Source organism: Desulfobacterium sp. N47 (genome assembly GCF_051233685.1).
GTDB lineage: Bacteria > Desulfobacterota > Desulfobacteria > Desulfobacterales > RPRI01 > RPRI01.
In genome coordinates, this window is the sequence record NZ_JBAMMY010000237.1 from 1 (window position 1) to 13282 (window position 13282).

Genomic DNA, 13282 nt, shown 5'->3' on the forward strand with positions numbered 1-13282 from the left:
TCTGACAGGCCTGCGGAATGCTGGCCTGCGGCCGTGCATAAAAATCCCGGGCAATGGTGACAAGCCTGCGGCTCAGCCGTTTGTCACCCAAACCGATATTCCCGAATTCTTCCTCTGCCCAATCCACGGGAGGAGCTTTAGTCAACAAAGGCTTCTCGACTGTCGCAGTCTGTTTGTACAAAACAACCTTATATTTGCAGGACGGCATTTCAAATGCCGCCCTGCAAAATTTAAAGTGATGGTCTTATAACTAATAACGGTAATAGTCAGGTTTGAAAGGCCCTTTTATAGAAACCCCAAGGTAATCCGCCTGTTTTTTACTAAGCTTTGTAAGTTTTGCTCCCAGCCGTGAAAGATGCAGGCGGGCCACCTCTTCATCAAGTGTTTTTGGAAGAGTATAGACTTGCTTTTCATATTTTCCGGTTGCAAGCGCTATCTGGGCAAGACACTGGTTTGTAAAGCTGTTGCTCATAACAAAGCTGGGATGTCCTGTTGCGCACCCAAGGTTTACAAGCCTTCCTTCGGCAAGAAGAATAATCGAACGCCCGGATTTTAATATCCACCTGTCCACCTGCGGCTTAATATTAATCTTTTTGCACTCTGCCGTGTTTATAAGATAGTTTGTCTGAATCTCGCTGTCGAAATGACCTATATTACATACTATGGCTTCATCCTTCATCTTTTCCATATGCTCGCCGGTTATGACATCACAACAGCCTGTTGCAGTTACAAATATATCGGCTGCAGAAGCAACATCCTTAATGGTCGAAACTTCATAGCCTTCCATGGCTGCCTGAAGAGCGCATATAGGATCAATTTCGGTTATTACTACCCGTGCTCCAAAACCGCGCATTGACCGGGCGCATCCTTTGCCCACATCGCCATATCCGCATATTACTACCATTTTGCCTGCAATCATGATGTCGGTTGCGCGTTTCAAGCCGTCTGCAAGCGATTCCCTGCATCCATACAGATTGTCGAATTTGGATTTAGTAACGGAATCATTAACGTTAAAAGCCGGAAATAAAAGCTGGTTGTTTTTTGCAAGGGTGTAAAGCCTGTGAACACCTGTGGTAGTTTCCTCGGAAACCCCTTTAATTGCGGATGCTGTTTTCGTCCAGAATCCATGATCCCTTATATAACTGTCTTTAAGCCGTGCGATAAGGCATTTCATATCAGGGCTATCATATTCTTTGTCAAGCAATGAGGGATCATTTTCCGCCATAACACCCTGATGAATATATAAAGTGGCGTCACCACCATCATCTACTATCAGATCCGGCCCTGTGCCGTCCGGCCAGATAAGCGCCTGTTCCGTGCACCACCAGAAATCTTCAAGCGTTTCACCTTTCCAGGCAAATACTGCTGCTGATCCTTTTTTTGCTATTGCCGCGGCTGCATGATCCTGAGTGGAAAATATGTTGCACGTCGCCCAGCGGATATCGGCGCCAAGAGCTTTTAAGGTATCAATCAGCATGGCCGTCTGAATAGTCATGTGAAGACTTCCCATTATTTTCATGCCTTTAAGGGGCTTTTGGGGTCCATATTTTTCACGGACAGCCATAAGACCGGGCATTTCTCTTTCAGATAGTTCCATTTCTTTAATGCCTAATTCAGCAAGAGAAATATCGGCGACTTTATAAGCAAGTGAAAGATCCAGCTTAGGTGTGCCTGCAACTTTTTTCTTTTTTACTTTACTGACCATTTTATACTCCTGACGTATTAGAGCCACTTTCAAAACATTTCAGTTCGGTCAAGGTCAAGGCGGGCGAAAATTTTAAACACAGGAATACATTTAGTACTTCGAGGATAGCGCTATGCTTCACTGCGTGCAAAATTTGAGCCCAACGCAAAAGATCGGCCTAAATGGGACGTTTTGAAACTGGCTCATTAAAATATTTACAATCCTGCCTTTTCTCTCAGCACATCCGCCATATTGGTTTTTTCCCAGGTAAATTCAGGCTCACTTCGCCCAAAATGCCCGTAGGCTGCGGTTTTCTTGTAGATAGGCCGCAAAAGGTCAAGATATTCAATAATAGCAGCCGGTCTTAAGTCGAAAACTTCATTTACTATTTCTTTTACGCGTTTTCCCGGAACAACTCCCGTTCCTTTAAAATCAATCAATATAGATATGGGGTTTGCAACACCTATAGCATAAGCAACCTGTATTTCGCATTTTTTTGCAATACCGGCAGCTACTATGTTCTTTGCAATGTGTCTTCCCATATATGAAGCGCTTCTATCCACCTTTGATGGGTCTTTGCCGGAAAAGCATCCGCCGCCATGACTTCCCTGCCCGCCATAGGTATCAACAATAATTTTACGGCCGGTGAGCCCGCAGTCTGCCATTGGGCCGCCTAAAACAAATGTTCCGGTAGCATTTATATAAAACTTTGTGTCACCATCTATCATATCTTTGGGGATAACTTTTTTTATCACTTCGTTTATAATAGCTTCTCTGAGATCATCATAAGTTACATCAGGTTTATGCTGTGCAGCAATAACTATGGTATCAACTCTTTTGGGACAGCTGTTTTCGTATTCTATTGTAACCTGGGCTTTACCGTCAGGCCTCAGGAAATCCAGCGCCCCGTTTTTTCTTACTGTAGCAAGCCGGTGACAAAGTTTATGAGCATATACTATGGGCATGGGCATTAATTCAGGAGTTTCATCAGAGGCATAACCGAACATAAGGCCCTGGTCGCCTGCACCCTGTTCCAGATACAGCCCCTGGCCGGTGTTTACACCCTGGGCAATATCAGGCGATTGATGGTCAATACTTGTTATAACTGAACATGTTTTCCAGTCGAATCCTATCTGGGAAGAACTGTATCCGATTTCACGAATGGTATCTCTTACTATCTGAGGCATATCAACATAACATTCGGTTGTTATTTCTCCGGCTATAAATGCCAGTCCTGTAGTAACAAGAGTTTCGCAGGCCACCCGGCAGTTTTTGTCTTTTTCCATAATAGCATCAAGTATGGCATCGGAAATGGCATCCGCAACTTTATCAGGATGTCCTTCGGTTACTGATTCTGATGTAAAAAAGTATTGTTCATTGTCCATTAATCGTCTCCTTTAATTGTTCAATATGTAAGCGCGAATGTTAACGGCATTAAGCCTGTAATACCATATTGTCTATAAGCCTTGTTGTTCCGATTTTTACTGCAAGAGCCATCACAGCCGGTCTGTCAAACGTGTCTATACTTTCAAGTGTCTCGGAATCACAAATTTTTATATAATCTATAGAAGCATCCGGACATAAGTTTATTAATTCTGTTGCCTGCGCAATAATTTTTGATGAATCCCTTACTCCTGCTCCTACCATTTCCATGGCTTTTTCCAAAGATTTATACAAGGATAAGGCATTAATCCTTTCTTCAGGACTAAGATAAGTATTCCTTGAACTCATGGCAAGCCCGTCTTTTTCTCTTACAGTAGCAACTCCAACTATTTCGATATCGAAATTAAGATCGGAAACCATTTGCTTTATCACAAGAAGCTGCTGAAAATCTTTTTGGCCGAAAACAGCAATATGAGGTTTTACAATATTAAAAAATTTGGAAACTATCGTTGAAACTCCCCTGAACAAAACAGGCCTTGACAGGCCGCACAGATGATCAGGAAGGCTTTTTAATTCCACATAGGTCTGAAATCTATCAGGATAGATATCTTTTGCATCCGGAATAAACGCTACATCAACACGTTCTTTTTCCAGCAGTTCAAGATCTCTTTCGATATTTCTGGGATATGATGCCAGATCTTCATTCGGGCCGAACTGGGTGGGATTGACAAATATGCTCGTAACAACAACATCTGCTAACTCGCGACCTTTTTTCATAAGTGCAAGGTGGCCTTGATGTAAAAAGCCCATTGTAGGAACAAAAGCCAAACATTCGCTGTTTGCCCGGACACGATCTGAAAATTCCTGCATATCTTTAATTTTATTAATTATTTTTATGGCACTCACCTCGCTTGTTATAAAACTGATTAATAATATCGACAGGATAAGCCTGAAAAATAAGCACGCCCTGGTAAAAAGTCCAATAAAGCAGGGTATTATTTATAAAAATTTCATAATGCAATGAACAAAAAAAGTCAATAAATACAAAAACAATTTATTTATTCCAGGAAAAGAGTGCCGCTCCTGCCACAATTGAAAGCAGTGTCATAAAAATCAGAACTGCAAGTTCAGGGCTAACATCAGACAGAGTAGCTCCGTCGTTCATTACTTTTCTTGCGGCTGAAAGCATATGGGTTAACGGAAAGAGTTTGGCTATTAATTTTATCCAGTGCGGTGACCCTTCGAGGGAAAACCATACTTCGGATAAAAACATCATGGGCCAGCTGATAAAATTCACAACGCCGCTTGTAAACTCTTCGCTGAATCCTCTTGCGGCAATAACAAGCCCATATGCACTAAGACATATGCCTCCGGTAAAAAAAATTATAAAAAGGTCAAAATAAGAACCTGCAACCTTAAAATGAAAAACCAGATCACATCCAAACCAGACAACTCCGAGGGTAAATAATAGAATAAATATTCGCGACAATACCTGTGAACTAAGATATTCAAAAGCCGTAAGAGGGGTTGCATTCAGACGCTTTAGCACACCCATTTTACGGTAACGTACCACTACATATCCAACACCCCAAAGAGCGCTGAACATCATATTCATTGCAAGGATGCCGGGAAACAGCCAGTCGATATACCTTATTTCATTTCCTTTTATTTCCTTTTTTTCGGCAATGTTTTTTATATCCGGCAGCAGAGAGCTTTTAAATATCTTTTCGATTATATAACCTTTTGGGGAGCTGTCACTGACCCAATATTCATGTGATGGCGAACCGGCTTTAACCAGAAAATCTATTTTATGATGCTTTAATTTTTCTATTCCGTTTTCATAAGATTTAAATCCTATAAACCTGATATAGCGGGTTTCTGCAAATCGCAAAGGAAGATCGGTTCTTTCAGAGTGTATTATCTCATACTGAGACGGAAAAACTCCGACTTTGTATTCAGTATAATCATTTCCACCGAAAACCATTCCAAATCCTGCAACAATTAAAAAAGGAAAAAAAAAATTCCAGCCAAGGGCCGACCAGTCCCTGAAAAATTCTATGTTACGTGCATGAAACATTGCCCAAAGTCTTTTAAAGCTCATATCTAATCTCTTAGCCGTTTTCCTGTTAAATTTAAATATACGTTTTCCAGATTGGGGGAACGGACAACAAGTTCAGTTAAATCAGTGCATTTTGATATCAAAATATTAAGGCAGGAATTAATATCGCTTGTTTTGATTTCAATTTTATCGTTTATCTCAAGATATCTGAAAGGAATCTGTTCCATGGAAAAGCCAATGCTGTCTTTAGGCAAGATTATAGTAATTTCTTCACAATATTTTTTAATAAGTTGATTGGGGGTACCTTGTGCTATTATCTTTCCATTATCCATTATTGCAATTTCATCACATATGCGCTGTGCCTCTTCCATGTAATGAGTTGTTAAAATAATCGTTTTCCCTTTTTCTTTTATTTTATGAATAATACTCCACAGATTTCGTCTTGCCTGGGGATCGAGTCCTGTTGAAGGTTCATCTAAAAACATAAGCTCTGGCTTATTAATCATCGCAAGAGCGAGCATAAGACGTTGTTTCTGTCCTCCGGAAATTTTATCATTTATTCTTTTCTGTATTTCACGCAGATTGCAGATATCAATAATTTCTTCAATATCAGCCGATTTATTGTAAAGGCTTTTAAATATTTTCAAGGTTTCACGTATAGTAAGTGAAGAAAGCAAAGCGGTCTGCTGGAATTGTATTCCTACTTCCTGTTTAAAAGACGATGACCTGGGTTTGCCTTTATAAAGAATTTCGCCTGAAGTTGGAGGGATTATGTCTTCAATTACTTCAATGGTAGTTGTTTTGCCGGCGCCATTCGGGCCTATAAGACCAAAACAGGTTCCCTCAGTAACTGAAAAGCTTATGCCGTCAACCGCAACCACCTGCTTATATTTTTTAACAAGATTTTTTATTTCAAGCAGATAGTTCATAATATATGTTTTATAATTTCCATCTGATTAAGACCTGGTATTAGAATCATTTTTATGTCTGGGAGCCGGCAGATCATTCTTGTAAACCACGGTTCGATATGGAAAGGGGATTTCAATGCCTTCGCGGTCAAAACGCTTTTTTATACTTTCAAGCAGCCAGAATCTTGCACTCCATGCATCATCTATATCTAAAACCCATAAATACAACCTCATTCCGATTGAAAAATCTCCATGAGATTTGACCATAAGATACGGCTCATTCTCTCCATTTTTGTCGCGGTAAGGACATTTATATGCTTCATCCAGAATAACTTCTCTGGCAAGATCAATATCAGTGTCATAACTTACTCCTAAATCTATTGTGCATTTCATGCGCGGATCTATTATGCTGTAATTTATCAGGGTCATTTCATCCAGTTTCGAGTTCGGTATTACAAGCCGTTTGTAATCCCAGGATCTTACAATAGTATGGCGCAGCGTGATATCCTCAACAACGCTGTATTCGCCTTCTATTGATATTTTATCGCCGATCCGGATGGGCCTGTATACTGCAATGCTAAGTCCTGAAATTATATTCGCAAGGGATGCTTTTGCTGCAAAACCTACCACAAGAGCAGTGATACCGGCGCCCGCAACAATTGTGCTGAACAATGCCCTAAGCCCCGGAACAAAACTGGCATACAATATTAAAAACAACATCCAGATAAGAAGATTTTTGAAACGCAAACCGTATTTGACTACCGTTTCATCAATCTTAAATTTCAGTTTTCCTATAACCCAGTTTGATCCATGAGCAAGCCGTGTTGTAACGGAACAGGCCCAGAGGGAGATAAACACCAAAACTATGGCCAGGAATAAGGCTCCCAAACCTGTTGCAGGATCTAAAATATTTTTTATATTGAGCCAGCCTGTATTCACTATCACCTTTCAGTATTTTATCTGTTCTTATACTTAAAATTGCAGATAAGCTTGCATTAAATTTGAATCTGAAACAATACAACAAACCATACCGTCTTTCAAGATGGAAATCATCCGATATGTTTATTAAGACTTTTGAGCCACTTTCAAAATGTTTCAGTTTGGTCAAGGTCAAGGCGGGCGAAAATTTTAACCACAGGAATACATTTAGTATTTCGAGGATAGCGCTATGCTTCACTGCACGCAAAATTTGAGCCTAATTGAACCGTCCCACGAATCCATTCGAAAATGTTTCGAGCAGCGTTTCTCCTATGAGCACAAAACAACCTGCCAAGGAAACTGCTACTTTCAATCCGGGGTGGGTGATGAACTTGGTTGGCGGTATATTCTCAGCTCTCAGCACTGTCCTTACCAATACGTTTCTGATCCTGCTTACGGTAGTGTTCATCCTTCTGGAGGCAGCAGATTTTCCAAAGAAATTAAGGATTTTTTTAAAAAACCCGGAGAGGGCTCTGTCTGCTATTGAGAAATTCAGCCGGAATGCCAACCGCTATCTGGTCATTAAAACCCTGATCAGCGCTACTATTGGTGTTGTGATCTGGCTTTGGCTCTTAATCATTGGGGTCGATTCTCCTTTGCTCTGGGGGATGCTTTCGTTTCTGCTGAACTATGTGCCTAACATTGGCTCAATCATTGCTGCCCTGCCCGTTGCCCTTCTCGCTCTTGTCCAGTTAGGGGTGGGGTCTGCCCTTCTAACAATCCTTGGCTTTGTTGTCGTGCATATCGTTGTGGGTAATATCATAGAACCGAAACTTATGGGCAAAGGCCTGAGTCTATCAACGCTGGTTGTCTTCCTCTCAATGGTCTTCTGGGGATGAGTTCTTGGACCGATCGGCATGATCCTCTCGGTGCCCATGACCAGCCTTGTTAAGATCGCGCTGGAAAGTTATGAAGAAACTCGTGGGCTTGCCATCATGCTTGGATCCGGCACTGAAATTGAGTAGTGGATTGTCTTTTGGGAACACCTGGCGCAATGAAACGGACTCAATCGATGAGATTCAAATTTCTCGAAAAGATACTAAAAAATTTCGGTCTTCTTTGGCAGGCTCTGGGAAAATTCAATAATGACAGTGGGTTTTTCTTATCTTCGGGGATTACCTTTAATATCCTCATCAGCTTGATTCCTTTCATCATGCTGTTATTGGCATTGGTTGGAACTTATCTCTACAACGACCAAGAAGTGTTCAATCATATTCGCGCCTATTTCAGGGATATCGCTCCGGCATTGGATCCAAAGATTACAAAAAACCTTTTGGGTGGGGAGTTTGCTTATTTCTTGGAAGAAAATCGACAAAACTCAACGGTCTGATACCAAGTTGCATTCAAAAAGATAGCAAAGCGGCAAGGAGGTTTTCCCGCGGGCGTATATGTAATACGCTTAAGGACAGAACCGACGAAGCCATCGCAGCTAGAATTTGAATGTGACTTGGTATAACAAGGTCGCCTCAGACCACAGAGATTTCTCCTCAACGTATCCATCAATATGTTGAGGTTACGCTAAATATTGAGGAAAAATGAATCATTTAACACTTTCCTCTACTCCATCCCATTAATTTATAACACCTTGTTGTTATACGATTAATTCAAAATTATAGTTCTCCTTCGGCTATTGGCAGAGTAATTGCTATTACCTTTTATGATCCTTATAAACAGCGAATGAAGGCACTATCAAAGGAGCGCAATGATGTTTGTTCTTAGTAACTTCATGGACAGTGAAGACCCTTGTATCCGTTTAAATCCTTACCGGGAAAGGTGAGCCATTTGGAAGGGAGGTGCAGTAGAAACAAAAATTTTGCCGATTCTACAATTTCTTTGCGTTCCTGGTGGCCGTTTGTTCCAGAGCATAAAATCTTGGGGTTTTATGGCCGATTTGATAAAACTAAAATAGTATATTAATGAAAGAGGAAATAATTATGAAAAAATTGTTTAAAGTTTTCAGTTTAGTGGCTGTATTAAGTTGTGTCTTAGCATTTAACGCGATGGCCACCCCAATTAAGGGCGCCATATCATTTAGCGGAACATCCGCGCAGAATAATTCAGATTTGTTATTTGCTACGGCATTCACCGGCTTCAATAATGTTGTAGTCTCAACCACAGGGGGAACCGGTGACTATGCTGCGGCTCTTTCAGGTCAGAGTATTACGTTTAATCCCTTCAGGTTTTCCCCTTCGCTTTCTCCAAATCCTATTATACCACTCTGGACGTTTGTCTCTGGCGGAAAAACTTACAGCTTTGACGCAACAGGGCTTAAAATTAATTACAGAGATTCCAACACAATGAGCCTTGCTATAACTGGCATTGCGCACATAACCGGTTTGAATGACACCCCTGGTGACTTGTATTTTAGCGCAAACTCCGACGGTGGAACAGCAAGTTTTTCCGCGTCGGGCCACGTTCCTCCTAAATCTGTTCCTGAACCAGCCACCTTAATGCTTCTTGGGATGGGGTTGGTAGGAGTTGGAACATTTTCTCGGAAAATATCTAAAAAATAATAAATTACCGATAAACATCGCGAAGGGAAAAATGTCCGGTAGTTCTTAAGTTTGCCGGACATTTTTATAATTCTTCGAAACCTTTAAATGGCAAGGAATTAAAAAGCATGAAAGGAGAAATAATACTATGCCGTTAACTCATTTAGTGCTTGTTTTGATTGTTGTCGGGGTGATGCTCTGGGTGATTGACAGCTACATACCGATGCAGGCCACCATAAAGACAACTCCTTAATGTCGTGGTGATTATTGCAGTGATTCTCCGGCTGTTAAGTGCCTTCGGGATCATAGGGAATATCTCAACGATTCGTATCGGGAAGTAAAAAGTGTAATAATATTGTCTATTGGCTATCAAGGATTCCGGTGGTTGTGGCATAAAATTATCGATGGAGGTTTAAACCAATGGCATCAAATTTCAGAATAACTGCGCACAAAAGTAAAGCTAACCTACATCTTGACCTGATGGGTGAATTTGACAGATTTTCAGCACTGGAACTGGTCAATGTTTTAAAAGAATACAGCAGCAAGATTAAAAATATTATAATTAATACAAGCGGTCTTTATCTAATACATCCTTTTGGATTGGGTGTGCTGCAAAAAGAGTGTATAGCCGATGATTCTTTGAATGGACTGCGGTTTATCGGCAAACATGGAAACATAATGGAACCTCAAGAAGGCGCCCCATTCTGGTATTAGCATTTAAAAGAGGCCTCTATGATGAATAAACATAATATGATATCGAAGTACGATTCCGTTACGTCTTTGTTAAGCGCCGTATCAGGATTTGAAATGCTTTGCGGCATTGAAGCCAAAAACGAGATATGCCCTTTCTGTGACGGCAAGCATACAACCCTGCCCATAGAAGAAATAATTGCTGTCGGATTCGGTAACGCATTGCTGACTAAAAACAATGAGTGTATATATTCTGAAATGGAAGCGCGAAGCTGCAGCGAATACATGACTGTGGCTCAGGCTGAAGAGCTGGCAGCCACAGATCCAAAACACGACTGGAGAATACATCTTTTGGCTCCATTCAGCGAACGTCACTACCAGCGTCAGGGCCAACGTCATTGGGTGTTATATGAAAAGGGTGAAGGGTTCGCATGACAAACACGGTAAAAATAACAAAATTAAATTTCACGATGATGAGTAATGTCGAGATCCCATTCCTGCTTTTTTATATTGTGAGGTAATGAATTTTATGATAATTAACTTCGCAAAAAAATAAAATGATGCCGTTCATCCTTTAAGAGGAGGGGTGGGTGCGGTATTGTTTCAGAATAGTAAAGGATTTGGGATATGACGGCGGTCAAGGCAAAACACAATGTTGATGTTCTTGAAAAATGCCCGACGGGCATCAAGGGTCTCGATGAGATCACGAAGGGAGGGCTTCCGAGAGGCAGGCCGACCCTGATCTGCGGCAGTGCCGGTTGCGGCAAAACACTTTTTGCCATGGAGTTTCTAATGCGGGGCGCCATGGATTACGGAGAACCTGGGGTTTTCATGACCTTCGAGGAGACACCGGAAGATCTTGCAAAGAACTTCATCTCCCTTGGTTTTAATCTCCCTGACATGATATCGCGTGGCCTCATCGCAACCGACCACGTCGTAATCGAGCGAAGCGAGATTGAGGAGACGGGCGAGTACGACCTTGAAGGATTGTTTATTCGTCTGGAAACAGCAATTGATTCCATCGGAGCGAAGCGGGTTGTCCTGGATACCATAGAAGTGCTTTTCTCCGGGCTGTCTAACGCAGGAATCATTCGGGCAGAGCTTCGCCGGCTTTTTCACTGGTTGAAAGACCGCGGTGTGACTGCCATCGTCACAGGAGAAAGGGGCGACAAGATGCTGACACGCTACGGGCTCGAAGAATACGTGGCTGACTGCGTGATCCTGCTTGACTTCCGCATTGATGAGCAACTTTCCACCCGCCGCCTGCGTATTGTCAAATACCGCGGCTCATCTCACGGCTCCGATGAGTATCCTTTCCTGATAGACGAGGGCGGTCTTTCTATCCTGCCGATTACTTCCCTGGGGCTCGACTACCCCGTTTCCAAAGAGCGCATCGCCACGGGCGTCCCCAAGCTGGATACAATGCTTGACGGGAAGGGATTTTACCGTGGCAGTACTATTCTCGTCTCAGGCACAGCCGGCACAGGCAAAACAAGCTTGTCGGCTACCTTTGCCGACGCTGCCTGCCTGCGGGGTGAGCGCTGCCTGTATTTTGCCTTCGAGGAATCGCCCAGCCAGATCATCCGGAATATGGGTTCCATCGGCCTGGATCTTACCCGATGGGTGAAGAAGGGGCTTTTAAAGTTTTATTCAGCCCGGCCTTCGCTTTACGGCCTTGAGATGCATCTTCTTACCTTTCATAAGGTGATCGAGGAGTTCGATCCCCAGGTCTTTATTGTGGACCCGATCAGCAACCTGAGCTCCGCCGGAACAGCAGCAGAGGTCAAATCCATATTAACGCGCCTGATCGACTTTACGAAGATGAAAAAGATATCCACATTTCTTACGGACCTCACTCATTTTACCGGCAGCCTTGAACACACAAGCGAAGAGATATCTTCTCTGATCGATACGTGGCTTCTCCTCAGAGATATAGAACTTAATGGGGAACGCAACCGGGGTCTATACATTTTAAAGTCCCGCGGTATGGCACACTCCAACCAGATTCAGGAGTTCCTGCTCACAAACCATGGCATTAGCCTTATCGATATCTATACCGGTTCCGGCGAGATATTAACCGGCAGTGCACGGGCAACTCAGAAAGCTGAGGAAAAGGCCTCCGAGCTGGCGCGTCGGTTTGAGGTGGATAGCAAGCTCCGCGAGCAGGAACGCAAGAGAAAAGTTTTGGAAGAAAAGATCGCAGCCATCCGTGCCGAGTTCGATGCGGAATCTGAAGAGCTGTATTTGATTGCGGAAGAAGAGAAGAAAAGACAAGCTGTTCTATCGGAAGACCGCCTTGAAATGGCGCATCTTCGCAAGGGTAACCCTTCAGATTCAAAGGCAAAGCGCCCGAAAAAGAAGGGGGAAAGGAGTGTAAGATGAGCGCAGTTTCATCAGGAAAGGGGAAGAAAAAACAGACCGATTCGATAGAAGAAATCTGGAATCTCCGCTTATATGTAGCCGGTCAGACCCCAAAATCGATTACGGCCTTTGCCAATTTAAAGAAAATCTGCGAAGAGCATCTCGCAGGAAAATACCGCATTGAAGTAATAGACCTTTTAAAGAATCCCCAGCTTGCTAAAGGGGATCAGATTATTGCCATACCCACACTGGTAAGAAAGCTTCCGGAACCGATTAAAAAGATTATAGGAGATCTGGCTAACACGGAGCGCGTGCTGGTGGGACTCGATATTAGGTCTGCCTCCGGATGATAAAATCAATTATGGAGTACCACCGATGAAAACGAAAAGAGTGAAAACAAGCGCGGAGGAACTCGAAAAGGCTATAGCGATGCGCGACACGGCAAAGTATGTACTTTGTTTGTACGTCACAGGGATGACCCCAAAGTCGACCCGGGCAATCGCCAATATCAGAAGAATCTGTGATGAACACCTGAAAGGCCGATATGGACTCAAGGTGATAGACATTTACCAACAGCCCGACCTGGCCAAGGCAGAGCAGATTATTGCCGTCCCAACGCTCATCAAAAAGCTCCCCCTGCCGCTCCGGAAACTCATCGGCGACATGTCTGATACGGGCAAGTTTCTTGTAGGCATTGATTTGAGCCCCAAAAATTCCTAAGGATGAA

16 protein-coding genes are annotated in these 13282 nt (G+C 42.7%); 9 read left to right on the top strand and 7 right to left on the bottom strand.

The features are described 5' to 3' along the window. From VXK47_RS15185 to VXK47_RS15215, 7 genes are all read right to left on the bottom strand, one after another. A partial coding sequence (locus VXK47_RS15185; RefSeq protein ID WP_435549633.1) for an IS4/Tn5 family transposase DNA-binding protein occupies nucleotides 1–208 on the bottom strand: 208 nt, incomplete at its 3' end. 42 nt (nucleotides 209–250) lie between these two features. Beyond that, nucleotides 251–1705 carry an adenosylhomocysteinase gene (gene ahcY / locus VXK47_RS15190; protein ID WP_435549634.1) on the bottom strand — a complete coding sequence of 485 codons (1455 nt, stop codon included), beginning with the start codon at nucleotides 1703–1705 and terminating at the stop codon, nucleotides 251–253. Between the two features lie 194 nt (nucleotides 1706–1899). Continuing rightward, nucleotides 1900–3069, bottom strand: a complete 1170-nt coding sequence (metK, locus tag VXK47_RS15195; RefSeq protein ID WP_435549635.1) for a methionine adenosyltransferase — start codon at nucleotides 3067–3069, stop codon at nucleotides 1900–1902. A gap of 49 nt (nucleotides 3070–3118) precedes the next feature. Then, the gene (gene panC, locus VXK47_RS15200; protein ID WP_435549636.1) at nucleotides 3119–3973 is read right to left on the bottom strand and encodes a 4-phosphopantoate--beta-alanine ligase; all 855 of its coding nucleotides are present in this window, start codon (nucleotides 3971–3973) and stop codon (nucleotides 3119–3121) included. A 148-nt stretch (nucleotides 3974–4121) separates the two neighbouring features. Continuing rightward, nucleotides 4122–5168, bottom strand: coding sequence for an ABC transporter permease (locus VXK47_RS15205; RefSeq protein WP_435549637.1), 1047 nt, complete (start codon nucleotides 5166–5168; stop codon nucleotides 4122–4124). A 2-nt stretch (nucleotides 5169–5170) separates the two neighbouring features. After that, nucleotides 5171–6055 (bottom strand): ABC transporter ATP-binding protein, encoded by an 885-nt coding sequence (locus VXK47_RS15210; RefSeq protein WP_435549638.1) that lies wholly within the window; start codon nucleotides 6053–6055, stop codon nucleotides 5171–5173. Nucleotides 6056–6082: 27 nt separating this feature from the next. Continuing rightward, nucleotides 6083–6973 carry a mechanosensitive ion channel family protein gene (locus VXK47_RS15215; RefSeq protein WP_435549639.1) on the bottom strand — a complete coding sequence of 297 codons (891 nt, stop codon included), beginning with the start codon at nucleotides 6971–6973 and terminating at the stop codon, nucleotides 6083–6085. Nucleotides 6974–7284: 311 nt separating this feature from the next. Between VXK47_RS15215 and VXK47_RS15220 the strand changes: the two genes are divergently transcribed. From VXK47_RS15220 to VXK47_RS15260, 9 genes are all read left to right on the top strand, one after another. After that, entirely contained in the window at nucleotides 7285–7851 is a 567-nt protein-coding gene (locus VXK47_RS15220) for an AI-2E family transporter (protein ID WP_435549640.1), read from the top strand. Nucleotides 7852–7988: 137 nt separating this feature from the next. Continuing rightward, complete coding sequence (locus VXK47_RS15225; protein ID WP_435549641.1) at nucleotides 7989–8342, top strand: hypothetical protein; 354 nt, start codon at nucleotides 7989–7991, stop codon at nucleotides 8340–8342. Nucleotides 8343–8946: 604 nt separating this feature from the next. Then, entirely contained in the window at nucleotides 8947–9525 is a 579-nt protein-coding gene (locus VXK47_RS15230; RefSeq protein WP_435549642.1) for a PEP-CTERM sorting domain-containing protein, read from the top strand. A gap of 127 nt (nucleotides 9526–9652) precedes the next feature. Beyond that, nucleotides 9653–9757: a Thivi_2564 family membrane protein gene (locus VXK47_RS15235; RefSeq protein ID WP_435549643.1), complete on the top strand. Its 105-nt coding sequence runs from the start codon at nucleotides 9653–9655 to the stop codon at nucleotides 9755–9757. A 167-nt stretch (nucleotides 9758–9924) separates the two neighbouring features. Next, nucleotides 9925–10218 (top strand): hypothetical protein, encoded by a 294-nt coding sequence (locus VXK47_RS15240; RefSeq protein WP_435549644.1) that lies wholly within the window; start codon nucleotides 9925–9927, stop codon nucleotides 10216–10218. Nucleotides 10219–10236: 18 nt separating this feature from the next. Then, nucleotides 10237–10629 carry a hypothetical protein gene (locus tag VXK47_RS15245; RefSeq protein WP_435549645.1) on the top strand — a complete coding sequence of 131 codons (393 nt, stop codon included), beginning with the start codon at nucleotides 10237–10239 and terminating at the stop codon, nucleotides 10627–10629. Nucleotides 10630–10821: 192 nt separating this feature from the next. Further along, nucleotides 10822–12576 carry a KaiC family protein gene (gene kaiC, locus VXK47_RS15250; RefSeq protein WP_435549646.1) on the top strand — a complete coding sequence of 585 codons (1755 nt, stop codon included), beginning with the start codon at nucleotides 10822–10824 and terminating at the stop codon, nucleotides 12574–12576. Continuing rightward, entirely contained in the window at nucleotides 12573–12905 is a 333-nt protein-coding gene (locus VXK47_RS15255) for a circadian clock KaiB family protein (protein WP_435549647.1), read from the top strand. Before kaiC ends, VXK47_RS15255 begins: the two co-directional genes overlap by 4 nt. A 25-nt stretch (nucleotides 12906–12930) precedes the next feature. After that, complete coding sequence (locus tag VXK47_RS15260; protein WP_435549648.1) at nucleotides 12931–13275, top strand: circadian clock KaiB family protein; 345 nt, start codon at nucleotides 12931–12933, stop codon at nucleotides 13273–13275. The last annotated feature ends 7 nt before the right edge of the window (nucleotides 13276–13282 follow it).